The organism is Pseudaquabacterium terrae, assembly GCF_013266755.1.
Classification (GTDB): domain Bacteria; phylum Pseudomonadota; class Gammaproteobacteria; order Burkholderiales; family Burkholderiaceae_C; genus Pseudaquabacterium; species Pseudaquabacterium terrae.
Window position 1 is genome coordinate 618,604 of record NZ_JABRWJ010000002.1, and the last position, 25,470, is coordinate 644,073.

27 protein-coding genes are annotated in these 25,470 nt (G+C 71.9%); 17 read left to right on the top strand and 10 right to left on the bottom strand.

The features are described from left to right. Positions 1 to 98: 98 nt before the first annotated feature. Both HLB44_RS07925 and HLB44_RS07930 read right to left on the bottom strand, forming a co-directional pair. The gene (locus HLB44_RS07925; RefSeq protein ID WP_173122001.1) at positions 99 to 1,433 is read right to left on the bottom strand and encodes a hypothetical protein; all 1,335 of its coding nucleotides are present in this window, start codon (positions 1,431 to 1,433) and stop codon (positions 99 to 101) included. Between the two features lie 115 nt (positions 1,434 to 1,548). Continuing rightward, on the bottom strand, positions 1,549 to 2,502 hold the full coding sequence (locus HLB44_RS07930; protein ID WP_173122002.1) for a LysR family transcriptional regulator: 954 nt from the start codon (positions 2,500 to 2,502) through the stop codon (positions 1,549 to 1,551). Between the two features lie 34 nt (positions 2,503 to 2,536). Here HLB44_RS07930 and speB point away from each other — a divergent pair, with 34 nt between their 5' ends. Beyond that, on the top strand, positions 2,537 to 3,487 hold the full coding sequence (gene speB / locus HLB44_RS07935; protein ID WP_173122003.1) for an agmatinase: 951 nt from the start codon (positions 2,537 to 2,539) through the stop codon (positions 3,485 to 3,487). On the opposite strand, the gene HLB44_RS07940 is transcribed toward speB, so the two are convergent. Next, the gene (locus HLB44_RS07940) at positions 3,430 to 4,023 is read right to left on the bottom strand and encodes a GNAT family N-acetyltransferase (protein ID WP_173122004.1); all 594 of its coding nucleotides are present in this window, start codon (positions 4,021 to 4,023) and stop codon (positions 3,430 to 3,432) included. The genes speB and HLB44_RS07940 overlap by 58 nt on opposite strands. A gap of 16 nt (positions 4,024 to 4,039) precedes the next feature. After that, the gene (locus tag HLB44_RS07945; RefSeq protein WP_173122005.1) at positions 4,040 to 4,540 is read right to left on the bottom strand and encodes a nuclear transport factor 2 family protein; all 501 of its coding nucleotides are present in this window, start codon (positions 4,538 to 4,540) and stop codon (positions 4,040 to 4,042) included. A 64-nt stretch (positions 4,541 to 4,604) separates the two neighbouring features. Between HLB44_RS07945 and HLB44_RS07950 the strand changes: the two genes are divergently transcribed. Beyond that, positions 4,605 to 5,159 carry a winged helix-turn-helix transcriptional regulator gene (locus HLB44_RS07950; protein ID WP_173122006.1) on the top strand — a complete coding sequence of 185 codons (555 nt, stop codon included), beginning with the start codon at positions 4,605 to 4,607 and terminating at the stop codon, positions 5,157 to 5,159. Here HLB44_RS07950 and HLB44_RS07955 read toward each other — a convergent pair. Then, on the bottom strand, positions 5,054 to 6,340 hold the full coding sequence (locus HLB44_RS07955) for an SMP-30/gluconolactonase/LRE family protein (RefSeq protein WP_173122007.1): 1,287 nt from the start codon (positions 6,338 to 6,340) through the stop codon (positions 5,054 to 5,056). The two genes, HLB44_RS07950 and HLB44_RS07955, sit on opposite strands and share 106 nt — an antisense overlap. Before the next feature lie 5 nt (positions 6,341 to 6,345). Beyond that, entirely contained in the window at positions 6,346 to 7,242 is an 897-nt protein-coding gene (locus HLB44_RS07960; RefSeq protein WP_173122008.1) for a M24 family metallopeptidase, read from the bottom strand. Positions 7,243 to 7,324: 82 nt separating this feature from the next. On the opposite strand from HLB44_RS07960, the gene HLB44_RS07965 reads away from it, so the two are divergent. Continuing rightward, positions 7,325 to 7,996 (top strand): Crp/Fnr family transcriptional regulator, encoded by a 672-nt coding sequence (locus tag HLB44_RS07965; protein ID WP_173122009.1) that lies wholly within the window; start codon positions 7,325 to 7,327, stop codon positions 7,994 to 7,996. Positions 7,997 to 8,027: 31 nt separating this feature from the next. On the opposite strand, the gene HLB44_RS07970 is transcribed toward HLB44_RS07965, so the two are convergent. Both HLB44_RS07970 and HLB44_RS07975 read right to left on the bottom strand, forming a co-directional pair. Next, the gene (locus HLB44_RS07970; protein ID WP_173122010.1) at positions 8,028 to 9,449 is read right to left on the bottom strand and encodes a M20/M25/M40 family metallo-hydrolase; all 1,422 of its coding nucleotides are present in this window, start codon (positions 9,447 to 9,449) and stop codon (positions 8,028 to 8,030) included. Between the two features lie 63 nt (positions 9,450 to 9,512). Beyond that, positions 9,513 to 11,225 (bottom strand): phospholipase D-like domain-containing protein, encoded by a 1,713-nt coding sequence (locus HLB44_RS07975; RefSeq protein ID WP_173122011.1) that lies wholly within the window; start codon positions 11,223 to 11,225, stop codon positions 9,513 to 9,515. A gap of 143 nt (positions 11,226 to 11,368) precedes the next feature. Here HLB44_RS07975 and HLB44_RS07980 point away from each other — a divergent pair, with 143 nt between their 5' ends. The 7 genes from HLB44_RS07980 (at position 11,369) to HLB44_RS08010 (ending at position 16,025) form a co-directional block, all read left to right on the top strand. After that, positions 11,369 to 11,830: a hypothetical protein gene (locus HLB44_RS07980; protein WP_173122012.1), complete on the top strand. Its 462-nt coding sequence runs from the start codon at positions 11,369 to 11,371 to the stop codon at positions 11,828 to 11,830. A gap of 2 nt (positions 11,831 to 11,832) precedes the next feature. Continuing rightward, the gene (locus HLB44_RS07985) at positions 11,833 to 12,750 is read left to right on the top strand and encodes a DUF2145 domain-containing protein (protein WP_173122013.1); all 918 of its coding nucleotides are present in this window, start codon (positions 11,833 to 11,835) and stop codon (positions 12,748 to 12,750) included. Positions 12,751 to 12,801: 51 nt separating this feature from the next. Beyond that, positions 12,802 to 13,104 (top strand): type II toxin-antitoxin system RelE/ParE family toxin, encoded by a 303-nt coding sequence (locus tag HLB44_RS07990; RefSeq protein WP_173122014.1) that lies wholly within the window; start codon positions 12,802 to 12,804, stop codon positions 13,102 to 13,104. Continuing rightward, positions 13,101 to 13,400, top strand: a complete 300-nt coding sequence (locus tag HLB44_RS07995; protein WP_173122015.1) for an addiction module antidote protein — start codon at positions 13,101 to 13,103, stop codon at positions 13,398 to 13,400. The genes HLB44_RS07990 and HLB44_RS07995 overlap by 4 nt, the downstream gene beginning before the upstream one ends. A gap of 18 nt (positions 13,401 to 13,418) precedes the next feature. After that, the gene (locus HLB44_RS08000) at positions 13,419 to 14,795 is read left to right on the top strand and encodes a phospholipase C/P1 nuclease family protein (protein ID WP_173122016.1); all 1,377 of its coding nucleotides are present in this window, start codon (positions 13,419 to 13,421) and stop codon (positions 14,793 to 14,795) included. Positions 14,796 to 14,873: 78 nt separating this feature from the next. Further along, entirely contained in the window at positions 14,874 to 15,743 is an 870-nt protein-coding gene (locus HLB44_RS08005) for a hypothetical protein (protein ID WP_173122017.1), read from the top strand. A gap of 24 nt (positions 15,744 to 15,767) precedes the next feature. Further along, entirely contained in the window at positions 15,768 to 16,025 is a 258-nt protein-coding gene (locus HLB44_RS08010; RefSeq protein WP_173122018.1) for a hypothetical protein, read from the top strand. Between the two features lies 1 nt (position 16,026). Here HLB44_RS08010 and HLB44_RS08015 read toward each other — a convergent pair whose 3' ends face one another. Together HLB44_RS08015 and HLB44_RS08020 are read right to left on the bottom strand one after the other, a co-directional pair. Further along, complete coding sequence (locus HLB44_RS08015) at positions 16,027 to 17,262, bottom strand: anion transporter (protein WP_173122019.1); 1,236 nt, start codon at positions 17,260 to 17,262, stop codon at positions 16,027 to 16,029. Positions 17,263 to 17,280: 18 nt separating this feature from the next. Beyond that, positions 17,281 to 18,939 carry a type VI secretion system contractile sheath domain-containing protein gene (locus tag HLB44_RS08020; RefSeq protein WP_173122020.1) on the bottom strand — a complete coding sequence of 553 codons (1,659 nt, stop codon included), beginning with the start codon at positions 18,937 to 18,939 and terminating at the stop codon, positions 17,281 to 17,283. Positions 18,940 to 19,004: 65 nt separating this feature from the next. Here HLB44_RS08020 and HLB44_RS08025 point away from each other — a divergent pair, with 65 nt between their 5' ends. The 7 genes from HLB44_RS08025 to HLB44_RS08055 all read left to right on the top strand — a co-directional run bounded on the left by HLB44_RS08025 (position 19,005) and on the right by HLB44_RS08055 (position 25,457). Continuing rightward, entirely contained in the window at positions 19,005 to 19,391 is a 387-nt protein-coding gene (locus tag HLB44_RS08025) for a hypothetical protein (protein WP_173122021.1), read from the top strand. 20 nt (positions 19,392 to 19,411) lie between these two features. Further along, on the top strand, positions 19,412 to 20,095 hold the full coding sequence (locus tag HLB44_RS08030; protein WP_173122022.1) for an SDR family oxidoreductase: 684 nt from the start codon (positions 19,412 to 19,414) through the stop codon (positions 20,093 to 20,095). Between the two features lie 18 nt (positions 20,096 to 20,113). After that, entirely contained in the window at positions 20,114 to 20,419 is a 306-nt protein-coding gene (locus HLB44_RS08035; RefSeq protein ID WP_173122023.1) for an acylphosphatase, read from the top strand. Between the two features lie 108 nt (positions 20,420 to 20,527). Next, positions 20,528 to 21,361, top strand: a complete 834-nt coding sequence (locus HLB44_RS08040) for an AraC family transcriptional regulator (RefSeq protein WP_173122024.1) — start codon at positions 20,528 to 20,530, stop codon at positions 21,359 to 21,361. 299 nt (positions 21,362 to 21,660) lie between these two features. Further along, on the top strand, positions 21,661 to 23,523 hold the full coding sequence (locus HLB44_RS08045; RefSeq protein ID WP_173122025.1) for a hypothetical protein: 1,863 nt from the start codon (positions 21,661 to 21,663) through the stop codon (positions 23,521 to 23,523). Continuing rightward, positions 23,520 to 24,824, top strand: coding sequence for an MFS transporter (locus HLB44_RS08050; RefSeq protein WP_173122026.1), 1,305 nt, complete (start codon positions 23,520 to 23,522; stop codon positions 24,822 to 24,824). Before HLB44_RS08045 ends, HLB44_RS08050 begins: the two co-directional genes overlap by 4 nt. Positions 24,825 to 24,842: 18 nt before the next feature. Continuing rightward, a complete protein-coding gene (locus HLB44_RS08055; protein WP_173122027.1) occupies positions 24,843 to 25,457 on the top strand; it encodes an NAD(P)H-dependent oxidoreductase in 615 nt (204 codons plus the stop codon). Positions 25,458 to 25,470: the final 13 nt, after the last annotated feature.

Below are 25,470 nucleotides of genomic sequence, written 5' to 3' on the forward strand. Positions count from 1 at the left end.
CGTGAAACCCACAGAAGGGGGCAACGATAGCATTGCAGCCCCCCGTCCAGGGGGCGCCGCAGCATGCCGGCAACGGGCGGGTGTGCGAAAAGATCAGCTCACGGCCCCGGATCGCCGGCGCCATCGGCAGCGGCGGCTTCGGTGGCCGCGGCACTGGCCAGCGCGATCGTGCGGCGGTGGCGTTCGCTCCACTCCTGCAGGCTGCGTCCGTGCGCCTGCATGTGCTCGCGCAGCGCGCGCCGTTCGCCGCCATCGGCCACGCGCTGCAGCCACGCCTGGGCGGCGGCGAGCGCGCCGCAGGCGAGGTCGGTCTGGTCGCCGGGGCCGGGCGCGCCGGCTTCGATCAAGGCGTCGTGCTCCTGCTGCCAGGCGGCGGCGGCCGCGCCATCGACGCGCCAGGCGCGGGCGATGGCCAGCGCGGCGCCGAGCTCGGCCAGGCTGCCACCGTGTGCGCCGAGCACACCGGCCAGCGCGCGGCAGGTGACCTGGCGCGCCGGCTCGGCCTCGCCGGGCACGACGCCGGCGCCGCAGTACTCGCGCGCCTGGCCCGTGGCCGCCGGCGACAGCCGCCAGGTGTCGTGCACGCTGAGGGCGACGCTCGATGCCAGCGTGCGTGGCAGCGCCGGCAACGGCGGCGCCAGCGCGCGGTGGACCAGTGCCGGCAGCTGCGCCGCGTGGGCACGGCTGCGCGTGGCCTGCGCGGCGTGGCGCATCGCTTCGTGCTCGGCATCGGCCTCGCCCTGGGCCGCGGCCTCGGCGGCCAGCTCCAGCCAGGCCTGGGCGTTGTCCGGCTCCAGTCGCGCGGCCTGCGCGCGGCTCAGCAGCCGGCAGGCGCTGCCGTCGCGCTCGGCCAGGCCCTGGCAGCCGTGCAGCGCGAAGGCGTAGATCACCGGGTCCTGCGAGCCGGAGGCCAGCCAGGCCAGCTTCTCCAGGCGCTGCCGCGCGCCCTGGCCGCGGCCGCGCGCGCCGATCAGCAGCCCGGCGGCGTTGATGCGCGGATCGGCATCGGCCAGCAGCCGCTGCTCGGCCTGGTCGAGCGCGGCGGCGCGCTGCGCAGCGGGAATGCGCTGCAGCGGGAACGGGTCGTCGTCGGGCAGCTCGACCGGGCCCCAGCCGCAGACCTCGACGCCGGGCGCGGGCAGGGTCGCCGCGGCGGGCAGCGCGCGCGGCAGCGCCGCGGTCAACGCCGCCGCGGCGGGCGCTGCTCTGGCCAATGTCTGCGGCGGCTTCGCGATGGCTGCCGCCGCGGGCACGGCCGCTGCTGCGGCGCGCGTGCGCTCGGTCGATGGCGGGGCCGTGCCGATCGCACGCCAGCACCAGCCGAGCACGAGCATCACCAGCGTCAGCGCCAGTGCCAGCGCGCTCCAGCGCAAGGCCGGATCGCCGTGCCACGGGGGCGCGGGTGGCGGGGACGGTGGGTGGCGGCTGCGCATCGGCGCGGGCCGCGGACACCGGGCCCGCGGCCGCCGAACATCGTGCGCCGGTTGCCGGTGCGCAGCCAGCGCGTCGTGCCAGACCGCGCTGCCAGCGCGGCTTTCAGCGCGGCCTTCAGCGTGCCTCGGTGCAGTGGCGCAGCAGTTGCCGCAGCGCCGGCTCGGCCTTGCCGCGGCGGCAGGTCAGCACGATGTCTTGCGCATGGCTGAAGAGGGCCGGCTTGACCCGGCGCAATGTGGCCAGCGGCGCCGTCGCCGCGACCAGGTGATCGGGCAGGAAGCCGGCGAAGCGGCCGCTGGCCACCAGCAGCGCCACGCCCTCGATGCTGTCGGCGCGGATCGTGCCGTGCAGCGGACCGGCGGGGCGGTGCGGCAGGTCGGTCGAGTAGGGGTCGACGACGCAGGCGATCGCCGCCAGGTCGGCCGCGACCAGCGTCGCATCGTCGCGCTCGAACCACGGGTGGCCGGGCGCGACGTAGAGGCTGTTCGGCTCCGTGTACAGGCGCTGCTGCTGCAGCCCGGCGGCCGGCGGATGCGCGGCGACGATGCCGGCGTCGAGCTCGCCCGCGAGGATGCGGCGCTCGATCTCGATCGGCCGCAAGGTCAGCAGCTCCAGCACCAGCCCCGGCAGCGCATCGGCGCAATGCGCCAGCGCGGACGTGAGCGGGGCGCCCGGCGCCGTCAGCAGCGCATCGACGATGCCCAGCCGCAGCCGTGCGCCGGGCGCCTGGCCGAGCTGCGCCACGTCGTCGCGAAACGCCTGCAGCGAGGCCAGCAGCCGCAGCGCGCTGCGGTGCAGCTGCTCGCCGGCGGGCGTCAGCACGAAGCCGCCGCGCCCGCGTTCGGCCAGCCGCGTGCCGACCCGGGTCTCGAGCTCCTTGAACTGGCGGCTGACGGTCGACAGATCCGCCTGCAGCTCGGCCGTTGCCGCCGACAGGCCGCCCGCCGCGACGACGACGCAGAACAGCCGCAGCTGGCGCAGCTCGGCATCGCCGACGGGCGCGAAGGCGCGCGCCGCGTCGCCGGCAAACAGGACCTGGGCGTCAAGTGAACTTGCTCGGCTGGTCATTCTTCGAGGTCGTCAAGCGGCCTACGCTGCCGCGATGTTTGCATTCTTGTCGTCCTCGAGCTTCCTGCGCGCACCGCCGGTGAATCCGCAGGCGCCACCGCGCCCCTTCGGTCTCGCTGGCCTGGCGTGGGACGGCGCAACCACCAACCGCCCCGGCGCACGTTTCGGCCCGCAGGCGATCCGGCAGGCCAGCCAGATGCTGTGCGACGGCATCCACCCGCTGTTCGACGTCAGCCCGGCCGGCATGCTCGACGATCTGGGCGACCTGCCGCTGCCGAACACCGGGCTCGAAGCGATGCGCGCCGCCTTCGCCGCGCAGCTGCCGGCGCTGCTCGCGCGCCAGCACATGGTGTGGCTGGGCGGCGACCACTCGGTGACCTTGCCGATCCTGCGCGCGCAGCGCCAGCGCCTCGGCCGGCCGCTCGCGGTGATCCACTTCGACGCCCATTGCGACACCTGGCGCGACCACTTCGGCGAGCCGAGCGGCCACGGCACCTGGGTGTCCGAAGCGATGCAGGAAGGGCTGGTGCTCGACGCCTGCTTCACGCAGATCGGCATCCGCTCGGCCGGCGAGCGCGCGGCGCGCGATCACGTGCGCGAGCGCGGCGGCCTGATCTTCACGGCGCGCGACCTGCGCGGCCGCGACAGCCCGGCGCAGCTGGCCCCGGTGATCGCGCAGATCCGCGAGCGGCTGGCCGCGCACGGCGCGCCGCCCGTCTACCTGAGCCTCGACATCGACTGCCTGGACCCGGCCTTCGCACCCGGCACCGGCACGCCCGAGCCGGGCGGCCTGAGCAGCGCGCAGGTGTTGACCTTCCTCGAAGAGCTGGCCGACCTGCCCTTCGTCGGCATGGATTGCGTCGAGGTCGCGCCGGCCTACGACCATGCCGAGCTGACCGCGTATGCCGCGGCCAGCTTCGTCTGGACCTACCTGGCCGGGCGGCTGGCGTGCGGCGGCGCACGGGTTGGCGCGTCCAGCACGTAACGCACTTCGTCGCTGGAGCGGCCCTTGAAGTGGTCGGCCTCGCGCTGCAGGCCGGCCTCGATGAAACCCAGGCGCTGCATCAGGCGGATCGACGACAGGTTCAGGCTGTCGATCTCGGCCTGCACGCGCTGCACGCGGTAGTCGTCGAACAGCAGCGCGAGCAGGCGGGCGCAGGCCTCGGCCGCGAAACCCCGCTGCTGGAACGGCACGCCGATCTCGTAGGCGATGAAGGCGCGCCGGTCGGCGAGCACCGTGGCCTGCACCGTGCCGACCAGCGGCTCACCGGGCAGTTGAATGGCCCGCAGCGCCCAGTTCAACCAGACCTGCGTGCCGTCGTCGGAGCTGCGGCGCTCGAGCCGGGCATAACGCTGTTCGAGCGCGGCCACGGTGGCCGGCGGGTCTTGCGGGATGAAGTGGTACAGGCGCGGATCGGCCAGCAGCGGGAACAGCTCGGCGGCATGCGCGCCGCGCAGCGGCTCCATGCGCAGGCGCGGCGTGCTCAGCACGGCTTCGGGGTCGACGGGGGCGGCGCTCATCGCCCGCATCATCGCCTCAACCGGGTGACGCGGTCATGAAGGGTCCCACCTCCGGCCACGGCCGGTCGGTGATCGGCGCGGCCAGCGCTTCGTCGAGCCCCTGCGCCGCGCGCCAGGCCAGGAAGCGGGCGCAGCGCTGCGTGTCTTCGAGCGTGTGGATGTGCTCGATGCGGCCCCAGCGCATGCGCATCTGCTGCATCACGACGTTGCGGTACGGCCCATCGGGAGCATGGGGAACGCGAAACTCCAGCCGCACGTAAATGCGCGTGTTCCACGGCGGGCCGACCACGTCGACCGCTTGCACTTCGAACTGCAGCCCGGGGAACAGGCGGTACAGCCGCTGCCACCAGGCGGCCATCGCGCCGGCGCTGCAGCGCAGGCCGCCGATGGCCGAGTCGCCCTCGAAGCGGTATTCGAAACGCGGCGCGAGGCGGGAGAGCATCGGCGCGAAATCGCCGCCGTTGAGCGCCGCGAAGATCCGCCGCAGCTTGCGTTCGACGATCAAGGCGTACATCATCTCAGTTGGCTTGCTTGATGCAAGCAATGTAGCCACAAAGCTTTCTTCAAGCAAGCCATCTGCCATGGAACGCACCTCGGTCGCCGACTTCGCCTGCTCGATCGCCCGCACGCTCGACCTGGTCGGCGAGTGGTGGACGCCGCTGATCCTGCGCGACCTGTTCCTCGGCATTGACCGCTTCGACGAGCTGCAGCGCGACCTCGGCCTGGCGAGCAACGTGCTCTCGGCGCGGCTGAAGAAGCTGGTCGACGCCGGCATCGTTCACAAGCAGCCGCTGCCGGAGGACGGCCGCGCCGTGCGCTACGTGCTGACCGAGCGCGGGCGCGACCTGTACCCGGTGCTGCTGGCGTTGATGGCCTGGGGCGACAAGTGGCTGGCGGGGGATGCCGGCCAGCCGCTGCAGGTGGTGCACTCCGCCTGCGGCGCAGTGACCGCCGCGGTGCCGCACTGCTCGGTCTGCGGCCGGCCGATGGCGCTGCACGACATTGAATTCCGCCCTGGCCCGGGCGGGCGCTACGGAGCCGGCACGGCAGTCATCGCCGAGCGCTTCGCATCGAGCGCGGCGGGGTACGGCAGCACCGCCAGCCCGCCGACATCGGGCCGGAAGCGCGGCAGGTAGAGCCGGTCACGGCCCGGCACGACGACCGAGATGTCGGGCACGACGCTGCCGTCGTGCAGGCTGGCGTACAGCGGCGTGCGGCCGTCGGGCGACAGAGCCATCACACCACTCGAACGGCCGACCGGCAGCCAACTGCGCGGCAGGCGCAGCAGCAGCGACTTCAGCCACGCGTGGTTGTGCAGCGTCGTTGCCAGCGGCGTGCGCAGCTTGATCAGGCCGATCCAGATGCGGCCCTGCGGATCGCGGTCGAGGCCATCGGGCAGGCCGGGCAGGTTCGCATGCAGCACCTCGAAGCGACCCGGCCCGGCATCACCCAGGTGCAGCCGCAGCAGCCTGAAGTTGGTGGTCTCGGTGATCAGCAGCGAGGTCTCTTCGCCGCCGCCGGCCGAAGGGGCATCCCACAACACGCCATCGATGAAGGCGAAGCCGCTTGCCGCCAGCCGCACGCTGCGGCGCTGCAGGTCGACCAGCCAGAGCCGGCCGTTGCGCGCGCGGGTGATCGCCTCGTTGAAGGCGCCGCCGCCCATCGACGCATCCGCCGCCGCGAAGGGTTCGCTGAAGACGATGCGCTGGCCGTCGGCGCTGATGTCGAGGTCGTTGCAGAACTGCACCGGGCGGCTGTTGGCGGGCGTCATCGCGTCGAGCGCCAGTGCGGCACTGGCCGCGGGCACCGCTTCGTGGCCGAGCGCGCCTGCCGGCACGTCGAGCAGCACCGGCTCGATGCGCCGCGACTCGATGTGCAGCCGGTACAGCCCGGGGCGCTCATCCGGCGCCGACGCGCGGCCGTGCAGGCGCGATGCGCAGAAGTACAGCAGGTCCGGGTTGCGCGGATCGAAACGCGCGCCCGCCGGGATCAGCGGCGCGCGCACCCAAGGCCGCGCGGCGCCGCTGGCCAGGTCCAGGCGCCAGATCTGGCCGTCGAGCGCGGTGACGAAGGCGCGGCCCCGGTCTTCCTGCAGCACGACCTCGTCCTGGCCCGGCAGGTGCGGCGCGATGATGGAGGCGTGCTGGCGCAGCTCGTCGCCGGCGGCAGTCACCGCGCGCAACTCGGGCGCCGGGTCGGCGAGCGGGTATTGGTCGGCGATCACCGCATCGGCGGGGGCGGCGGCGTGCCACCAGGCGGTGGCCGCGACGGCGGCGGCGATCAGCAGGGCCAGCGGAAGGGAGCGCAGTCGGATCATCGCTATCACCAGGTTGGCGCGGCCACATGCGGCACGCTGTCGTCGAGCCAGTAGGCGCGGTTCGGCTCGACGACCAGGATCTCCTCGAACTTCGCGCCGCCGCCGGCAAAACCGATGTGCGGCTCGATCGCCCACAGCCCGAGCTGCCTGCCCTGGTGCTCCGGCGACAACACCTGGCTCGCGCCGCCATGGCGCAGGAAGGCCCAGTTCGCCTGCAGGCTGAACCAGCCGAGGTAACTGCCGCGGCCGATGCGCAGCGGCGTGCCCTGGCGCGGCTTGACGCGGTAGACGCGGTGGCCGAGCACGCAGAACGGGTACTTGGCATGCACGTTGTCGAAACCGGCGGCGCTGATCTGGCGGTCGACCTCGGCCCAGATCGCATCCGACTTCAGCCCGCTCATGAAGAGCGCCGGAATGCGCGCGCGCAGCCCGCGCAGGAAGTCCATCGCCCGGGCGAGCTCGTCATGCGGCCCGAGCGCGCAGGCGTAGCCGACGTCGCCGATGTAGCCGTCGACCATCGGCGAGACGTCGAGGATCGCGCAGTCGCCCGCGGCCAGGCGCCGCTCGCTGGGGTGGTAGTCGGCGTAGCGCTGATAACCGTCGAAGCGCGCGTGCTCGCCGAACCACGCGAACGGCCGGTGCAGGTAACGCGTGACGCCCTGGTCTTCCAGGTGCTGCGCCAGCAGCTCGGCGGCCTCGACCTCGCGCATGCCCTCGTGCAGCTGCGCGGCGACCGTGGTGACGCAGTGATAGGCGATGCGCTGCGCCCGCCGGAAGCCGGCCAGTGCCTCGGGCGGCGCCAGCGCATCGGCGCGGCTGGGCAGCCGCGACAGCCAGCGCGACGCGGCGCGGTAGCCGCGGTCGAGCCAGCCGCTCGGTTGGACCTGGTAGCCGATCGGCATCGGAGGAGCCCCCTGGGTGATGACGCGCCGTACTATCCCGGGCCAACGTGACGAAGACTGTCGCGCTTGAGCAATCAACCCGATGCATGAACCCGACGCCGATCCGATGCGCCTGCCCGAGCCGGTGCAGGCGCTGCTGCTCGCGCAGGCGCACCGGCGCAAGCTGGCGGCCGGTGAATCGTTGTTCCTCGCCGGCTCGATGCCCGATGCGCTGTTCGGCGTGGTCAGCGGGTGCCTGTGCGTCAGCCAGAGCGGCGCCGACGGCCGCGAGGCGGTGATCGCGCTGCTCGAGCCGGGCCACTGGTTCGGCGAGGTGTCGCTCTTGATCGGCCGCGAGCGGGTCTACGACACCTGCGCGACGCAGCCGAGCGAGGTGGCGGTGCTCGGTGCGGCCGAGTTCCACCGGCTGATCGCCACCGAGCCGGGGCTGCTGATGGCCTTCACGCAGCTGGTCTGCCGCCGCCTGCGCGCGGCGCTGGCGTGGATCGACGATGCGCTGCTGCAGCCGCTGCCGGTGCGCCTGGCGCAGCGGCTGGTGCGGCTGGCGCAGGAGGCCGCCGCCGCCGGCGATGCGGCGCTGCCGGTGTCGCAGGAGCAGCTGGCGGCGATGCTCGGCGTCTCGCGCCAGACGGTGAACCGGCAACTGCAGCAGTGGCAGCGCATCGGCGCGCTGCGGCTGCGCTACGGCCGCATCGAAGTGGTCGACGCAGCGGGGCTGACGCGCGCGGCGGCCGCGGCGGACGGAGCCGCCTGAGTGATCCCGGCGGACACAGCCGCCTCAGCGTTCACGGCGCCGCCGACCGCGGCAGCGGCATCGGCCCGAAGCTGAGCTCGCTCTGCGCCGCCAGCCAGGTCATCACCGCCCAGGCGGCGACGTTTTGCCGCAGCTTGGCCGGATCGACCTTGTCCAGCGTGTCGTTGGCGGTGTGGTGCACGTCGAAGTACTCGCTGCCGTCCTGGCTCAGCTCGAGCGCCGGCCAGGAACGGCGACGCATCAGCACGCCGGCGTCGGGCCCGGGCGTGCCCTCGTTGCTGCCGAGCACGATGTTCAGCGGCGCCAGCTGCTCGGCGATTGCGCGCACCGCCGGCAGCGCCTCCGGCCGCACGCGGCTCTGGAAACGGTAGACCAGGCCGGCGCCGAGGTCGCTCTCGGCGACGAACTGGTGCACCTGGTCGCGGTATTTGTCGGCGTAGGCCACCGCGCCGTCGAAGCCGTTCTCCTCGTTGCCGAACAGCACCACGCGCACCGTGCGCCGCGGCTTCGCGCCGCTGTCGAGGATCAGCTTGGCGGCGGCGGTGACGATGCCGACGCCGGCGCCATCGTCGAGTGCGCCCGGGCCGAGGTCCCAGCTGTCGAGGTGCGCGCCGATCAGCACCACCTCGGCCGCCCTGTCGCTGCCCGGGATCTCGGCGATGACGTTGTGCGTCAGCGCCGGCACGTCGGTCTCGGCCTGCAGCGACAGCTGCATCGTCAGCGGCTGGCCGTAGCGCTGCAGCCGCGCGATCAGGTCGGCATCGGGCACCGAGACGGCCAGCGCCGGGATCGGCGCGACGCCGTCGGCATAACGCGTCGAGCCGGTGTGCGCGAAACGGTCGCGGTCGGTGCCGATCGAGCGGATCGCCACCGCCAGCGCGCCGCGCCGCGCGGCTTCGCTGGTGCCGTTGATGCGGGTGGCGACGGCGCGGCCGTAGCCGCGCGCGTCGGCCGTGCGGTCGGTCTTCTGGTCGATGAAGACGATGCGGCCGCGTGCGCGCTCGCTGGTGTCGGCCTTCAGCGCGTCGAAGTCGGCGTAGTAGGCGATCTCGGCCTGCAAGCCGGGCTTCGGTGTGGCCACGCTGTTGCCGAGCGCGGCGACGACCAGCGTTTGCAGATAGGGTGCGGTCAGGCTGGCCTGCACCTCGCCGCGCTTCCACACGCGCAGCGGCACCGGCTCGGCGCGCACGTTGGCAAAGCCCAGCGCCTTCAGCTTCGCCAGCGCCCACGCCACCGCGCGCGCATCGCCGGCCGAGCCGGCCGGGCGCGGGCCGACCTCGGTGACCAGCGAATCGACGAGCTCGTAAGCGAGCGGGCTCTGCGCGGCGCGGGCGGCGAGCGCGCGGCTCGTCGCCAGGTCGGCGGCACTGAACGCGGCGGGCTGCGCCTGGGCCGGCGGCAGCAGCAGCAGCGCGGCGGCGGCGATCAGCGGCGCAAGGGAACGGATCGGCATCGTGTGCATCGGGGTTTCAACGCTCGTGGCGGGACGCTGATCCTAACGAGGCATCGACGCGCGCTACAGCCAGTCCTCGCCGATCAGCAGCGACATCAGCGCGAGCTTCAGCCGCAGCGTCCACGAGCTGTCGGGCTCGTCGGCAAGCGCGTGTTCGCGGCCATCCTCGTGCATCAGCCACTCGATGGCGCCGTCGGCGGCGCGGCGCAGCCGGTAGCTGCCGGTCAGCACCTCGGGGCGCGACAGCCGCGCCAGCTCGGCGGCCAGCGCCGGGCTGTGAATCGCCACGCCGATCTCGGTGTTCAGCCGGCGCGAGCGCGGATCCATGTTCAGCGAGCCGATGACCACCTGGCGGCGATCGATCACCGCGACCTTCGCATGCAGCCGCGCGGTCGAGCGGCCGAAGGCGCCGAGCGCCGTGGTGCGCGCGGTCAGTGTCGGGCTCAGCTCGCGGATCTCGACGCCGGCCTCGAGCAGCGCCGGGCGGTAGCGGGCGTAGCCGTGGTGCACCAGCGGCTCGTCGGTGGCGCCGATCGAGTTGGTCAGCAGCTGCAGCCGCACCCCGCGCCGGGCCGCGTCGCGCAGCGTTGCCACGCCGTCCGCGCCGGGCACGAAGTACGGCGAGACGATCGCCACCGACGCCTCGGCCGAGCGCACCAGCGCCAGCGTGCGGTCGACCGCGCTCGCCGGGCAGGCCGAGTCGTCGACGCAATCGCCCTTGTCCGGCGCGTCGGCCAGCAGCTGCGCGGGCGCGGCATGCAGCTGGATGCGGGGGCCGGCGCTCAGCTGCACCTCGAGCGACGGGCGGCCCAGTGCATCGAGCTGCGGCGGCAGCGCCTCGTCGCTGACGGCCACGGCGGCGTCGAAGCGCAGGCGCAGCGCGCTGCCGTCGGTGCTGTCCTCGAGCGCGGCCACCGGCCACGCGCGCTCGCTGTTCCAGAAGCTGTCGAACAGCGCCGACAGCTCGTTCACCACCGGGCCGGCGGCCAGCACGTCCATGTCGATGAAGTTGGCCTGCGCGCTGCGCATGAAGTACTCGTCGCCCAGGTTGCGGCCGCCGGCGATGGCCAGCGCGTTGTCGGCGATGAAGAGCTTGTTGTGCATGCGCTGGTTGATGCGTCCGAGCTCGTGCAGCGAGCCGAGCACGCGCTGCGCGACGCTGCCCGAGCGCACCGGCAGCGGATTGAACATCCGCACTTCGACGTTGGCCTGCGCGGCCAGACCGGTGAGCAGCGGCAGCACCGGCGCCGCATGCAGATCGTCGACCAGCAGCCGCACGCGCACGCCGCGGCGCGCCGCATCGCCGAGCGCGCGCAGCACCTGGCGGCCTGAGTGGTCGTCGGCGATCAGGTAGGCCTGCAGGTCCAGCGTGCGCTCGGCGCGCTTGGCCAGCGCGAGCCGCGCGTCGAGCGCATGCGGGCCGTTCGGCAGCAGCTGGAAACCCGACAGCGCCGGCGCGTCTGCGGCCAAGCTGGCCGCGGCGACCTGCTGCAGCGGCGACGGGCCGGAGCCTTCGACGAAGGCCGTCGAGGGCGCGCGCGCGACCTTGGCCGGCAGGCTGCCGCAGCCGGCCAGCAGCACGATCAGCACCAGGCCGGCGAACCGCAGCAGCGATGCGCGGCGCGGCGGGTGGGAGGCGTGGGGGGTGGTCGGGGCGTCCATGTCGGTGCGGGCGGTGATGCGGTCGTGCAGAGGAGGGGATGTCGGCAGTCTCCCGGTGCCGGCGCCGGCGCACATCGCCCGCAAGAGCCAATCGCGGCCTGTGGTGCGGGCCATCGCGGGACGATGCGCTGCGATGCACTGTGGCCCGCGGCGGCGCATCCGGCCCCCGGCTTTCGACGAAGTGCCGCGCGCCGTCGCCAAGCGTCGTCGGCGTGGTGCGAGCGGGTATCCTCGTCCTCCAAGCCTGGAGTCCTTTCATGTCCCGCCGCCTCTGCCTTGCCCTGATGGGCCTGTCGTTCGTTTCCGTCGTGCCTGCGTGGGCGGCCAGTTCCACCGCGTCGTCGACCAGCTCCGCCGCGTCGAATCTGGTCGGCAGCCTCTCCGGCTCGATCCGCCAGTCGAGCCAGAGCTCGTCGAAGGGCACCGGCGTCGCCGCCGGCCCGTACCGCGTGATCGAGGTCGCCGCGCTGCCCGAGCAGCCGGGCACCGTGCGCATTGCACTGAAACCGGTCGCCGGTCCGGCCGACGACGAAGGTTTCTCGCTGCTGCTGCCGCAAGCCACCGCCGACGCCGCCCGCATCGGCACCGGCGACGTGATCGACGCCCGCACACGGCCCTACGGCATCGAGTTCGCGCGCCGCGACGACGGCCGCGCGTTCTTCCTCGTGCTGGCCGACGACTGGTTCCGCGAGCTGCGCTCCAACGCCGTCGCGCTGTAGCCATGTTCATTCGCGGGCTGCGGCGGGTTGCGGCGACGCTGCTGCCGCTGCTACTGACGGCGGCCTCGGTCGCGCATGCCGCCTGGCCGCAGCCGTGTTCGGCGCCGCCGAGCTTGAGCGCCACCGAGCAGGACCGCCTGCTGCGCCTGGCCGCGCTGATCAAGACCGAGCTCGAAGCCTCCGGCGCGCGGCTCGCGCTGGTCGCCCGCTCGGGGCTGGACCTGGGCCGCTTCGGCGTGCGCTACTCGCATGCCGGCGTCAGCCTGAAGGCCAGCCGCAACACGCCGTGGTCGGTGCGCCAGCTGTACTACGCGTGCGACGAGCAGCAGCCGAAGCTGTTCGACGAAGGCCTCGCCGGCTTCCTGCTCGGCACCGACGATCCGCGCCTGGGTTATGTCTCGCTGCTGCTGCTGCCTGAGCGCGAAGCCGCTGCGCTCGAACGCACGGCGCTGGACGACCGGCGCGCGCTGCAGCTGCTGGCCCCGCGCTACAGCGCCAACGCCTATCCGTTCAGCGTGCAGTACCAGAACTGCAACCAGTGGCTCGCCGAACTGTGGGCGCTGGCCTTCGGCGAGCTCGGTCCCGCCGAAGAGACCGCAGCGCTGCGCGCGCAGGCGCAACTTTGGCTGCAGCGCCAGGGCTACGCGCCGCAGCCGCTGGAGGTCGGCGCATGGATGGTGCTGGCGCCGTGGATCCCGTGGCTGCACCGCGATGATCATCCTCCCGAGGACCTGGAGCGCCGCACCATCCGCACCAGCCTGCCGGCCTCGGTCGAAGCCTTCGTGCAGGCGACGGTGCCCGGCGCGCAGCGCATCGAGTTCTGCCACGCCGGCGCGCAGGTGGTGGTGCGCCGCGGCTGGCAACCGATCGCCGACGGCTGCCGGCCGGCCGAAGGTGATCGTGTGCTGGCGCTGGATTGACCAGTGCGCGCTCGCGCTTGACAACCGGTATCCATGTGGATACAAGCACGCATGTTGTCCGTTCAGCTGACGCAGGAGTTCCAGGACTGGCTCGATGCGCTACCGGATGCCCGTGCGCAGGTCCGAATTGCCGCACGGTTGCGGCAGGCCGAAGCAGGTAACCTGGGAGATTGGAAGACGGTTGGTGGCGACTTGTCCGAGATGAGGGTGAACTTCGGACCAGGCTACCGTCTGTACTTCACCCGTCGAGGCAATGTGCTGGTGATCATGCTCGCCGGGGGAGACAAGTCCTCACAGTCGAGCGACATCAAGCGAGCCCGTCGCATTCTCAACCTACTGGAGTTAGGGCCATGAGCACTGCCAAGAACCCCGGCAAGCTGGTGCCGTTTGACGCCGCTCGATACCTCACCGATGACGTTGCTGTGGCCGAGTACATGACCGCAGTGTTGGAGACGGAAGATCCTGACCTGCTGTTGCTGGCGCTTGCGGACATCGCCCGTGCACGAGGCATGGCCCAGGTGGCCAAAGATGCCGGCCTCGGTCGAGAAAGCCTCTACAAGGCGTTGACACCCGGCTCGAAGCCTCGTTTCGACACGATTCTCAAGGTGGCGCGCGCGCTTGGCGTTCGGCTCACTGCGCAGCCGGTATAGCGAATGATGCAGGGCACGATGGCGAAGCCTTCATCCGTGGTGTGCGTCGCTGTGCGCCGGTCTGTGGCCGCGCTCGCCTTGGCCGCGCTGAGCCTCGTCGCCGCACCCGCCCACGCCTGGAGCAACCACGCGCTGTGCACCTGGCCCGCGCTCGCCGCGCTGCCTGAGTTCACCGCGCTGCCGCCGGCGCCGGCCGAATCGCTGGCCAGTTTCCTAAAGGCCGAAGCGAGCGGCCTGCAGAAGCTGCTCGACGACGAGGAAGCCTGGGCGCAGCGCCACGTGCCGAACTACCCGGCGCGGCCGGCGGCGCTGGCGTTTCGCGCCGATCCATCGTTGAGCGCCGACGAGCTGCAGCGCCGTTTCATCGCCGCACTGCGCATCAACCCGGCGTCGAAGCTGCCGCTGTTCCTGCAGCTGCGTCCGGGCCAGGGTGGTGCCGGCCGCGCCGCGTTGACTGAGGCCGACGTGACGCCGCTGAAGACCAAGGAGTCGAGCAAGTTCGACGCCTTCGTCGCGCTGCGCGAAGGTGAGCCGGTGCCGGTGATCGACATCGTCGCCAGCGCGACCGACGAGCCCGACTACGGCCTCGACATCGGCATCTGGTCCGACAACGGCACCCCGCACGGTGCGGCCTACGGCTTCGGCAAGCAGCCCTTCGGCAATCCGAAGGTCGAGTTCTCGAGCCAGGCACCGATGCACATCGGCTTCTTCCACGAGTCGGCCATCGTCTACAAGGCCGCGCCCTTCCTCGGCCGCACCTTCCCCGAGTACCGCGTGCACCTGTGGCGCTCGCTGGCCGCCTACGCGCTGAAGACCGGTCATCCGTACTGGGGCTGGCGCTTTGCCGGCTGGGCGCTGCACTACCTGCAGGACCTGACGCAGCCGTACCACGCGCGCGTGCTGCCGGGAATCAGCACCGCGCGCATGCTGGGCATCAATACGCTGGACATCGTCGGCGTCAAGGGGCCGAAGGAGCGCGCGATCACCTTCGTCAGCAACCGGCACTTCGCGCTGGAGAACTACCAGCTGCGCTGGCTGCGCGCCGCGCACCTGTCCGGCCGCGACGACGACCTCGCGTTCCGCGCGCTGCGCGACACGGCCCTGGATGCCGGCGCGCCGTATCGCGACGACTCGCCGCGCCAGGCCATCGCCAAGGCCTCGCACGAGGCCTCCGACGCCACCGACGCCGCGGTGGTCGCCGCGCTGCCGCCCAAGTACACCAGCGATCCGGACTACACCTTCGGCGTCACCGAGACCGGGCTCGACTTGCGCGCCGAGCTGGCGAAGGCCTCGCCGGCCGCCGTCGCGCCGATGGAGCAGGCGCTGCTGCCGCTGCTGCGGCAGTTCGGCCTGCACACGCGCAGCTTCGTGCGTGGGCTGCTGGCCGCGCGATGACCGTGCGAGATGTTTAACCCCGTTCGCGGATCCCGGGCGTGAAAGGGTGGACAAGCCACCCCACGACGAGGTTCGCGAATGCCCACCACCGCTCCCACCACCACCCGCCGCAGCCTGCTGGCTGTCATGTCTGCCCTGGCCGCCGGCGCCGGCGGCCTGCTCGCCACCGGCTGCGCCACCGCCGAGGCCCGGCCCTACGGCGGCCTCGCCGCGCTCGAGGTCTACGACCGCGACTCGGGCCAGGTGCTGCCTACCTACCACCACGACGGCCGCCGTTTCGTGCCGGGCCGGCCCGGCGCGCGCTACGCGCTGCGCCTGCGCAACCTGACCGGCGCCCGCGTGCTGGTCGTGCTGTCGGTGGACGGCGTCAACGTGATCTCCGGCGAGACAGCCGACTGGAGCCAGACCGGCTACGTGCTCGACCCCGGCCGCAGCTACGACATCAACGGCTGGCGCAAGAGCGGCACGCAGATCGCGGCCTTCGAGTTCGCGCCGATCGAGCATTCGTACGCGGCGCTGACCGGGCGGCCCGGCAATGTCGGCGTGATCGGCATGGCGGTGTTCCGCGAGCGCGTGTACGCGCCGCCGCCGCCCCCGGTTGCGCCGCCGATCGCGCGCTCCGAGTCCCTGGGCCGCGCCGAGAGCCGCGCCGCCGATGCCGCCGCGCCCGCCGCACCGAGCGCGCAGGCGCCGCGCGAGAAGAGCGCCGAGGAGTCCGCCGTCGCCGGCTCGCGGCTGGGCACCGGCCACGGCCAGCGCGAATGGTCGGTCTCGCAGCGCACGCGCTTCGAGCGCGCGAGTTCGTCGCCGGAGCAGCTGAGCCAGCTCGAGTACGACAGCCACGAGCGCCTGGTCGCCGCCGGCATCATCCCGGGGCCGATGGCACATACCCGGCCGCGGCCGTTCCCGTCCAACCAGGGCTTCGTGCCCGATCCGCCGCAACGCTGATCAGCGGGAGCACACTCCCGTTTCATGAAATACGAGGTCCACCGCGTCGGTCACCGCCTGGAAGCGATCGGCGCGCACAGCGGCTACCGCATCCGCATGTCGACGCTCGCCGCCGACACGCTCGAGACCTGGCCGGTCAGCGTGCACATTCGCGGCTCGGAGAGCGAAGGCGAGGTGAAGGTCGACGTGCCGCGGCACCATTTCAGCAGCGCGACCGAGGCCTTCGACTACGGCTACCGCTGCGCGACCCTGTGGATCGACGCCTGGGATCACCGGCGCTGACTCAGCCCGAAGCGCTGCGCAGCGCCAGATAAACCCACGTGATCGCCAGCGTCACCAAGGTCACCGGCACGCCGATGCGCGCATGGGCGCGCCAATCGATGGTCACGCCGCGCTGCGCCGCTGCGTCGACGACGATGATGTTGGCGATGCTGCCGACGATGAACAGGTTGCCGGCCAGCGTGCTGACCAGCGCCAGCGTCGCGCCGGCCAGTGGATGGTCGGCGCTCGGCAGCAGCAGCATCACCGCCGGCACGTTGGACACCAGGTTCGACAGCACGAAGGTCGCGGCGAACAGCGGCCCCGGCTGATCCAGCGGCACGCCGGCGCCGGCCAGGTGCGCCATCAGCTGCGCCGGCAGCCCCGTCTTCTGCAGCGCGTGGTTGACGACGAAGAGCCCCATGAACAGCACCAGCAGCTCCCAGTCGACCAGCCCGAGCATGTGGCGCGAGTGCAGCTTGCGGCTCATCAGCAGCACGCCGGCACCGGTCAGTGCGATCACCTCGCGCGGCCACGACGTGAACAGGAAGCAGGCGACGATGACCGCGGCGACGGCCAGGCCCTTTGCGGTCTGCCACGGATCGAGCGCATCGCTGGTGGGTTGCACGACCTCCGCGGGCGCTGCGTCGACCCTGCGCGCCAGCCGCTCGCTGCAGCGCCAGGCGATCAAGGCCCAGGTGCAGCCGAGTCCCAGCAGCACCGGCACTGCCGCGTCGCGCAGGTAGCCGGCGAAGGGCAGCTTCAGCGTCTCGCCGATCAGCATGTTCTGCGGGTTGCCGATCAAGGTCGCCGCCGAGCCGATGTTCGACGCGCAGGCCAGCGCCAGCAAATAGGGCAGCGGGTCGAGCCGGCGCCGGCGGCAGGCATCGATCAGCACCGGCGCGACGGCCAGGCAGACGATGTCGTTGCTGAACACCGCCGACAGCGCCGCGACCGTGACGATCAGCGCGCCCAGCAGCAGCGGGGCGCTCAGCGGCAGCTCGCCGAGCCGGCGCGTCACGCGGTCGTAGAAGCCGCCGAGCCGCATCTGCGCCGACACCACCATGAACGCGAACAGCAGGATCAGCGTCGGCAGGTGGATCGCGCGCGCGGCTTCCTCGAGGCTCAGTGCATCGATGCCGATCAGCGCGATCGCGCCCAGCAGCGCGATGCCGGTGCGGTCGAGTTGCAGGAACGGCAGCCCGCCGAGGATCATGCCGAGGTAGACGGTGGCGAAGATGCCGACGATGGCTTCGGTCATGCGGCTCGAGCGTCGTCCTCAGGGCTTGCGCAGGTCTTTCAGCAGCACGCTGAAGTCGAGCTGGGCGCGGCCGCCGGCGCGCCGGCGTTCGCCCAGCTCGTCGAGCAGCGCGTCGAGCTCGGCGTCGTCGGCGGCGCTGGACTCCGGCGCGCTCGCCGCGACCGGCGCCTCGACCAGCGGCGCATCGCCGCCCCAGGGACCTGCCAGCGCGCCGCCGGCCAGCGAGACGAAGCCGCCCAAGCGCACCTCCGGCTGGCCCTTGTGCGCCAGCAGCGGCACGACGCCGATGCCTTGCAGCGCGGCGACGTGGCGTTCCGTCAGCAGGCGTTCGGTGCAGGGCAGGGCGACCGCCTGGCCGTCCTCGTCGTAGTGGAAGAAGTAGGGCAGCTCGTCGAGGCCGTACTGCGCCAGCGGCGGGTGATGCGCGCCATGCTCGTTGACCTGCTGCGCCAGCAGCACCGCGGCCACCAGCGCCGGGTTGCCCCACAGCAGCGTCTGCAGCCCGGCGCGGGGGTCGAACTCCTCGAAGGCAAAGCGCGTGATCGGATCGGAGCGCTTGCCGTAGGGCGCGCGCAGCAGCACGCGCGGCGTGACCAGCGAGACGAAACGCGCCGCCGGCAGCGCGCGCAGCGCGGCCCAGGCCTCGGCGATGCGCGGATGCAGATCACCTGCGGCCGCGTCGATGCAATCGCGGCCGAGCCCGGCGATGAAGGGCGCATGCGCCGCAGCGGCGATCTGTGCGGCGCGCCCCAGCAGCTCGGCCTGCGGCGGCGTCATCTCGAAGCCATAACAGCCGATCAGCGCGGAGAGTGCACCCTGGTGCGCATCGAGCGGCGGCTGCTCGACCAGCAGCTTGTACAGCGCGGTGTCTTCGAGGCGGTCGGTCGCGCTCAGGTCGGCGGCGAATTCCTCGGCGCTGATGTCGTAGGCCACCAGCTGCACCGCGTTGTCGGTCTCGATGCGGCGCACCGCGAAGTCCAGCGTGCGCCAGGCCGCTTCGAGGCATTGGAAATCGGGGTGGTGCAGCACGCGGCGCATCGCCTGCGTCAGCGCGCGGTCGACCGCGGCGGTCAGTGCCGGTGCATCGGGCGCGGCGGCCTCGACCAGGTGCGGCGCGACGATGCGCCTGAGCATTGCATCGAGCGGGCCGGGCGGCGCCGGCGGTGGCGCCTCGCGGCCGAGCAGCCGCGCGAAGTCGTTCATGCGGGCGTCGATCGGCAGCGTGTCGCCGCGGGCGGGCACGTTGGCATCGACGCCGCTGCTCGTCTCGGCGGCGGAGACGTCGCCCCACTGCCGCACCTCGGCCGCCGCGGCGGCGAAGGTCGACGGCTGCGCGAGCCGCTGGCGCAGGCTCACCAGGCCGTTGAACAGCGGCAGGCTGTCGTAGAGCGCATCGGGATGCAGGTCGTCGAGCGAACGGGGCTTGAGCTCGACCGTGTCGCCGGCGCCGTCGATCGGCAGCCGCAGCACGCTGCCGAAGCCGGCCAGCAGGCGGTCGAGCGTGTCGACGTCGAGCTTCAGCGGCTTCGTTGCGGCCAGTGCGTCGCCGCGGCGCAGCTCGCCGCGGTGGGCGCGGCCGGAAAAATCGCCGAGCAGCGCGATGCGAAAACGCCCGCCGCTGCGGCGCGGTGCCGGCCGGCCGGCCGAGAAGCGGCCGAAGTTGAAGCTGTGGCTCATGGTGGTCTCCCGGGGGGAATCGGGCGATCCTAGCCCTGTCGCGCGACGAGGTACAAAGGCCCCCCATGTTGGAGTTCCTGTTCGAAGTGGTCGGCGAGCTGCTGCTGCAGTTCATCTTCGAAGCGCTGGCGCAGGCCGGGGTGCACGTCGTGCGCAACCCGGACAAGCAGCCGAAGGAGCACAGCCTGTGGGTGATCATCCCGGGCTACATCCTGTTCGGCCTGATCGCCGGCGGCATCAGCCTGTGGCTGGTCCCGGACTACCTGATCCGCGGGCAATGGCAGCAGATCGGCTACCTGCTGCTCGGCCCGGTCGCCGCCGGTGCGGCGGTGGCGGCGATCGGCCATTGGCGCAGCCAGCGCGGTGTGCCACGCTACGGCATCGACCGCTTTGCCTGCGGCTACGTCTTTGCGTTGAGCTTCGCGCTGCTGCGCTTCGTGGTCGCCGAGTGAACGAACAAGGATCGCCTGCGATGAAACTGATCGACCTGCAGGGCCGCCGCGTGCTGATCACGCAGAGCAGCGACTTCATGGGCCCGGCGCTGCAACGCGTGTTCGGCGCACTCGGCGCGACGGTGGTCGCCGATCCGCGCCCGCTGGGCGATCACCCGGCGCTGGCGCGGCAGGTGGTGAGCGAGGCCGGCGACGTCGATGTGCTGATCGCCCACCTCGCGCTGCCGGCGCCGACGACGTCGCTCGCCGATGTCGACGACGACGAATGGCGGCGCGCCTTCGCGCACCTGGTCGACCCGCTGCCGCGTCTGGCACGCGCGGTGCTGCCGGGCATGCGCGCGCGCCGTGCCGGCCGCATCGTGGTGATCGGCAGCGCCGCCGCGCTGCGCGGCATGAAGCGCACCTCGACCTACAGCGCCGCGCGCGGTGCGCAGCTGGCATGGGTGCGCGCGGCCGGCACCGAGCTGGCGCGCGAGGGCATCACGCTGAATGCGATCGCGCAGAACTTCGTCGACAACCCGACCTACTTTCCGCCCGAGGTGCAGGCCAACCCGGCGTTCCAGGAGCGTCTGAAGCGCGAGGTGCCGCTGGGCCGGCTGGTCAGCGGCGACGAGGACGCGCTGTTCGCCGCCTACCTCGCGAGTGACGCGGCCGCGTGTTTCGTCGGCCAGGTGTTTCCGGTCTGCGGCGGCTGGGTCAGCTGACATCCCGAAGGACGAGCCATGGCAACCCGCGACGACGACGACCTGCAATGCTGGCTGGTGCGCGTGCGCGGCCGCGTGCAGGGTGTGGGCTACCGCGAGGCCTGCGTGCGCCATGCGCGAACGTCGGGCATCACCGGCTGGGTGCGCAACCGGATGGACGATTCGGTCGAGGCGACGCTGCAGGGCCCGCGCGCACAACTGCAGGCGATGTGCGACTGGATGCGCGAGGACATGCCCGCCGCGCTGGTCGACGACATGGACGTGAAGACCATCGAGCCGCCGTTTCCGCGCTTCGATCACTTCGAGCGCTGGCCGACCCTGTAGCCGCGTCGCGCGGACACATTTGAAACGCGGGCGTCGGCAGCCGAAGCCGCGCTGATACGCGCCCGCCGCAGACTGCGTGCGGCTCCGTTCACCGCCGCACGCCTTTCGATGTCCGCGCTCCAGCTTGTCGCTCCCTGTCCGGCGCTGCGCGATCATGTGCTGTGCTACGTCGCGCGGGATGCCGCGGCGGCGCGCGCGGTGCCGGCCGAGGCGCAGTTCCCGGCGCACACGATCAGCGGCCTGGTGCTGCTGCATGGCGGACGCATTCACGCGCCGCAGCATGGCCGCGATTTCGCCGAGTGCACGCTGCTCGGCCTGCAGCCCAAGCCCTATCGCCTGATGTACGTGGATGGACCGCAGACGACGGCCGTGCTGTTTCGCGCCGGGCGCGCCGGCGAACTGCTTGGCGTGGCTGCCGCCGACATCGCGGCGCAGCTGCTCGATGCGCGCGTCGTGGTGCCGTCGCTGGCACTGCAGGTGTTGATGCACCGCTCGCGCGAGGCGACCACCGCTGCCGCGCGCATCACCGCGCTCGAGGCCTATCTGCTCGATCGCCTGGAGCGGCGCCCGCCACGGCCAGCGTGGGCCGAAGCGCTGCTCGCACTCGGGCCCGAGCTCGCGCTGTTGCCGCTGCCGGCGCTCGCCGAGCGCCTGGGCTGGAGCCCGCGCCAGCTGCAGCGCTGCTTCGGCGAGCTCTTCGGCGTGCCGCCGAAGACCTACCAGCGCCTGGCGCGCGGCCAGGCCGCATTGCGCGGCCTGCATGCCGATGCGGCGGCCTCGCTGCCGGCATTGGCGCAAGCGCTGGGTTTTGCCGACCATGCGCATCTGTCGCGCGAATTGCGCGACACCGCGGGCCATGCCCCGGCCACCTTGCGGCGTGGATTCGACCGTGGTCTGCCGGCATTGGCGCCCTTGTCGGCGCTGCTGCGCGCGGATCTGTGATCTGCATCACCCGCGGCGGTTTGCATTGTTTCACCGCAGCTTCAATCGCACGATTTGAAGAATTCGGACCGGCCTTTTCGCGGCCGGCACCTACAAATGCGGTGCGGCAAACATCGTCGCGTCAACCAAAGCGAAAGCACACCATGAAGTTCGACACCCTGAAGAACCTGGCCAACACCAAGGCTCCCACGATCCGTCCGCCGAAGCAGATCTGATCGTGAAGGCGCCGGCCGCGTTTCTTGCGGTGCGGCCGGCGCCTTTTTCCCTTTCCATTCATTGAATTGAATTCGAGCCATTCCATGGACGTTCGCATCACCAATCTCTACGTCGACGAATATTCCTCATTCGTCTATGCCGCGGACGATCGCGGACTGGTCCGAAAACTCAAGCTGAATCTCGAATTGCTCGAGACCTCGCCGGCGCTCAAGCACGGCAGCTGCATCAGCGCCATCGGCGCCGGCGGCGATTACGTCTTCACCCGCGACATCCTCGGCAACCTGATGCAATGGGATGCCGCAACGCTGCAGCCGCGCGGCATGGTCGCCACCGGCCAATACACGCTGGAATTCGCCGGCGAAACCGCGGCGCCGAATCCGTCGCAGGCGATGGCCTTCGACGGCGAGCGCATCTGGTGCTGCAACCCCTTCGGCGAACTGCAGGCCTGGCGCATCGGCAGCCTGGCCTTCGAACGCTCGCTGAGCCCCGACGGCGACGTGCTGCTCGACTCGGTCTGCTTCGACCGTGCCGGCAAGGTCTATGCGTCCGACGTCATCGGCGGCATCTGGCAGGCCGGCCCTGGCGACGAGCGCCTGAAGGTGCTGCATGCCGCCGAGACGCCGCTGGGCACCAGCCATTCGCTGGTGCACGACGCGCGCTGGGATCGCCTGTGGTGCAGCACCGACAACCACGGCGGCATCCTGATCGTCGGCCTCGACGGGGCGGTGAGCGAGCGCTTCGAGTTCACGCGCGACGACGTCGAGCAGATCGCCTTCACCGGCAGCGGCGCCGAGGCCTTCGTCGCCTGCTTCGACCACTACATCTACCGCGTCGACAACCGCGAGGCGACGCCGCGCATCGTCGCGCGCTTCGGCCCGTTCAAGTTCCAGGTCAACCACGTGCGGGTCGGCCCGGAACGCACGCTGTATGCGACGCTGGAATCCGGCGAGCTCTACGCGATCGATGCCGACAGCGGCGCGATCATGGCGCAGGCCTTCGGCACCGATGCGGTCTGGGGCATCGACCCGGCCTCGGCGGAAGGCTTCTGTGCCGGCCTCGAGTCGGGCTCGCTGCTGTCGATCGGCGTGCAGCCGGGGCGGCATGGCGATGTGGCGCTGGCGCTGCACAAGAGCCCGGACCTGGGATTGGGCCGCGTGCGCCGCGTGTTGTCCGTCGAGGGAGGCGTCGCCGGCGGCGCGCTGGTCGGCATCAGCACCTCGGGCGCGGTGTTCAAGACCGACCGCGATGGCCGCGTCGAATGGACGCAAGCGGTCGGCGGCATCCTGCGCGACATCGTCATCGGGCCCGACGGCTCGAGCGTGATCGTCGCCAGCGAGGACGGCCACATCAGTGAGCTCGAGCTGCAGCGCGGTCGCCTGCTGCGCCGCCTGGCCTGCGCACGACCGGCCTGGTGCCTGGCGCTCGACAGCAGCGGCCGCCTGGTGGTCGGCGAACGCTCCCTCGGCGGCCTGGGCGCGGTGCGCGTGCTCGACGCGGGCGACTGGTCCGAGCTCGGCCGGCTCGAGCTCGAAGGAAATCCGAAGCGGCTGCGGCCGCTCGGGCCGGGGCGCGTGCTGGTCGTCGGCAACGGCGCGTTCCGCGCCCGCATGCTCGATACGCGCGCGGTGCAATGGGGCACCGAGTACCGCGAATGGGTGATGAACACCGTCGAGAACGGCATCACCTTCGGCAGCCGCGTCTACATCGTCACCTACGGCCAGCAGCTGCTGTCCTTCGATGCCGGCAGCGCCGAGCTCAAGAGCGTGCAGTTCAGCCCGGATTCGTTCCCGAAGGGCCTGGCGGTGATGCCGGGGGGCGCGCCCGATGAGGGTTATCTGCTGATGGGTGGCCGCGAGTTCCTGTCGGTCTACCGCATCGGTGACCAGATCGATCCGGCGTTGCTGAAGACGGTCTATCTCGCGCGCGATGCGCAGGGCATGCTGTGAGCTCCGAAGCACCATCCGCCCGCCTGCCGGCGCAGTTCTACGCGTTCCAGTCGGGCATCGTGCTCGGCTACTTCGCGCTGCGCCTGGGCTCGTTCGCTGCGGCCTGGTGGTGCCTGGAGAGCACGCGCGATCCGCTGCAGCTGGCGGCGATCCTGGCGCTGGCGACCGGTTTCGATCTGGTCGTCGGGCCGCTTGCGGCGCCGCTCGGCGATCGCTTCGGCGGCCGGCTGGTGCAGGTCACCTTCGTCGCGCAGATCGTCTGCTTCGCGCTGCTGGCGCTTGCAGCACGCGGATCCTTCGACGCCATCGTGCTCGCTGCGCTGCTGATCCCGGCGCAGTTCCTCGATGCGGCGCGTGATCCGGTCGCCGATGCCGCGCTGCCGCAATTGGTCGGCAACGCCAGCCTGACCGACGGCGTGCGCATCCGGCGCGCGCTGGGCACCGCCTCGCGCATCCTCGGACCGGCGGTCGGCGGCGCGGTCACGGCGCTGCTCGGTGCCAGCGCCACGTTCGTGCTGGCGGTCGTGGCGCTGGTCGCCGGCGCGCTGTTGTGCGCGACGACGCGGCTGCCCGGTGCGGCGGCGGCGATGAGCGCCGGCACGGCCACGCTCGGCACCTGGTGGCGCGACACGCTCGAGGGCCTGCGCAGCCTGCTGGCCATTCGCACCGAGCTGGCGATTGCGATCGGCTCGGCCTTCCTGACCGCCGCGGTGGCCTGCTTCGTCGCCATCGCCGTGCCGCAGCTCGCGCTGCAGACGCAGGGCGCCTGGGTCGCCGGCGTCGTCGATGCGGCGCTCGGCGCCGGTGTCGCGGTGGCCGCGCTGTTCGCGGTCAAGCCGTTGAATGCACGCTTCGGCGCCTGGCGCACGGTGCTCGGCGGCCTGGCCGCCGTGCCGCTGGCCTTCGCGCTGATGGCGATCGCGCCGCTGGCCGTCTGGCTGATGGTGCCGGCGGCCGCGGCGATCGGCTTCGCACTCGTGCTGGTCGGCACCAACCTGTCGGCGCTGCGCCTGGGCGCCACGCCCGAGGCCTGGCGCACCCGCATCGTCGCCAATGCCACCTTCGTCTCGTCGCTGCTGGTGCCGCTGGGCAACTTGGGCGCCGGCTGGCTGGCCGAGCGCAGCGAGCCCGCGCTGCTGCTGGCCGGCTTCGCGGCCTGCACGCTGGTGCCGCTGCTCGCCATTCCCGCCGCGCCGCATCTGCGTGCCCTGCTCAATGCCGGCGAATCCGGCCAGCGCGCGGCCTACCTGAGCCTGTTCCCGGCCGCCTTTCGCGGCGCCGGCCCCCGCCCGTCCGTTTGACCCCGAAGGAGCCCCTCCGTGGAGACTTCCGATACCCGCATCATGATCCTCGCCGGCAGCCCGCGGCCCGGGTCGGAGTCCCTGCGCGTCGCGCAGGTGATGCAGCGATTCCTCGACGACCAGGGCGGCATCGCGCCGCAATTGCTCGACCTGGCGCAGCTCGACCTGCCGAAGTGGGAGGACGAGGCCGCCGATCACGAAACGCTGGCGCTGAACACGCTGCGCGAGGCCGCCGACTCAGCCGATGCGCTGGTGATCGTGGTGCCGGAATGGGGCGGCATGGCGCCGCCGGCGCTGAAAGCCGCGCTGCTCGCGCTGACCAACGGCGAAGTGGCGCACAAGCCGGTGCTGTTGATTGCCGTCTCGGCCGGCATTGGCGGTTCGTACCCGATCGCCGAGCTGCGTGCCTCGTGCACGAAGAACGCACACCTGGTGTTCATCCCCGATCACCTGATCGTGCGCCATGTCGAGCAGCAGTTCCCGGCGCATCCCGGCGACAAGACCGCCGACCACCAGCGGCTCGAGCTGCGCGTGAAGAGCTCGCTCAGCCAATTGATCACCTACGCACGTGCGCTGGCCCCGGTTCGGCCGACGCTCGCGCGTGCACTGAAGGCCTATCCCTATGGTCATTGATCTGCCCCCCGTC

Excerpts from the sequence above, each read along its gene's own strand:
- HLB44_RS07925 (WP_173122001.1), bottom strand. The coding sequence starts at position 1,433 with ATGCGCAGCCGCCACCCACCGTCCCCGCCACCCGCGCCCCCGTGGCAC.
- HLB44_RS07930 (WP_173122002.1), bottom strand. The coding sequence starts at position 2,502 with ATGACCAGCCGAGCAAGTTCACTTGACGCCCAGGTCCTGTTTGCCGGC.
- speB (WP_173122003.1), top strand. The coding sequence starts at position 2,537 with ATGTTTGCATTCTTGTCGTCCTCGAGCTTCCTGCGCGCACCGCCGGTG.
- HLB44_RS07940 (WP_173122004.1), bottom strand. The coding sequence starts at position 4,023 with ATGAGCGCCGCCCCCGTCGACCCCGAAGCCGTGCTGAGCACGCCGCGC.
- HLB44_RS07945 (WP_173122005.1), bottom strand. The coding sequence starts at position 4,540 with ATGATGTACGCCTTGATCGTCGAACGCAAGCTGCGGCGGATCTTCGCG.
- HLB44_RS07950 (WP_173122006.1), top strand. The coding sequence starts at position 4,605 with ATGGAACGCACCTCGGTCGCCGACTTCGCCTGCTCGATCGCCCGCACG.
- HLB44_RS07955 (WP_173122007.1), bottom strand. The coding sequence starts at position 6,340 with ATGATCCGACTGCGCTCCCTTCCGCTGGCCCTGCTGATCGCCGCCGCC.
- HLB44_RS07960 (WP_173122008.1), bottom strand. The coding sequence starts at position 7,242 with ATGCCGATCGGCTACCAGGTCCAACCGAGCGGCTGGCTCGACCGCGGC.
- HLB44_RS07965 (WP_173122009.1), top strand. The coding sequence starts at position 7,325 with ATGCATGAACCCGACGCCGATCCGATGCGCCTGCCCGAGCCGGTGCAG.
- HLB44_RS07970 (WP_173122010.1), bottom strand. The coding sequence starts at position 9,449 with ATGCCGATCCGTTCCCTTGCGCCGCTGATCGCCGCCGCCGCGCTGCTG.
- HLB44_RS07975 (WP_173122011.1), bottom strand. The coding sequence starts at position 11,225 with ATGGCCCGCACCACAGGCCGCGATTGGCTCTTGCGGGCGATGTGCGCC.
- HLB44_RS07980 (WP_173122012.1), top strand. The coding sequence starts at position 11,369 with ATGTCCCGCCGCCTCTGCCTTGCCCTGATGGGCCTGTCGTTCGTTTCC.
- HLB44_RS07985 (WP_173122013.1), top strand. The coding sequence starts at position 11,833 with ATGTTCATTCGCGGGCTGCGGCGGGTTGCGGCGACGCTGCTGCCGCTG.
- HLB44_RS07990 (WP_173122014.1), top strand. The coding sequence starts at position 12,802 with ATGTTGTCCGTTCAGCTGACGCAGGAGTTCCAGGACTGGCTCGATGCG.
- HLB44_RS07995 (WP_173122015.1), top strand. The coding sequence starts at position 13,101 with ATGAGCACTGCCAAGAACCCCGGCAAGCTGGTGCCGTTTGACGCCGCT.
- HLB44_RS08000 (WP_173122016.1), top strand. The coding sequence starts at position 13,419 with ATGGCGAAGCCTTCATCCGTGGTGTGCGTCGCTGTGCGCCGGTCTGTG.
- HLB44_RS08005 (WP_173122017.1), top strand. The coding sequence starts at position 14,874 with ATGCCCACCACCGCTCCCACCACCACCCGCCGCAGCCTGCTGGCTGTC.
- HLB44_RS08010 (WP_173122018.1), top strand. The coding sequence starts at position 15,768 with ATGAAATACGAGGTCCACCGCGTCGGTCACCGCCTGGAAGCGATCGGC.
- HLB44_RS08015 (WP_173122019.1), bottom strand. The coding sequence starts at position 17,262 with ATGACCGAAGCCATCGTCGGCATCTTCGCCACCGTCTACCTCGGCATG.
- HLB44_RS08020 (WP_173122020.1), bottom strand. The coding sequence starts at position 18,939 with ATGAGCCACAGCTTCAACTTCGGCCGCTTCTCGGCCGGCCGGCCGGCA.
- HLB44_RS08025 (WP_173122021.1), top strand. The coding sequence starts at position 19,005 with ATGTTGGAGTTCCTGTTCGAAGTGGTCGGCGAGCTGCTGCTGCAGTTC.
- HLB44_RS08030 (WP_173122022.1), top strand. The coding sequence starts at position 19,412 with ATGAAACTGATCGACCTGCAGGGCCGCCGCGTGCTGATCACGCAGAGC.
- HLB44_RS08035 (WP_173122023.1), top strand. The coding sequence starts at position 20,114 with ATGGCAACCCGCGACGACGACGACCTGCAATGCTGGCTGGTGCGCGTG.
- HLB44_RS08040 (WP_173122024.1), top strand. The coding sequence starts at position 20,528 with ATGTCCGCGCTCCAGCTTGTCGCTCCCTGTCCGGCGCTGCGCGATCAT.
- HLB44_RS08045 (WP_173122025.1), top strand. The coding sequence starts at position 21,661 with ATGGACGTTCGCATCACCAATCTCTACGTCGACGAATATTCCTCATTC.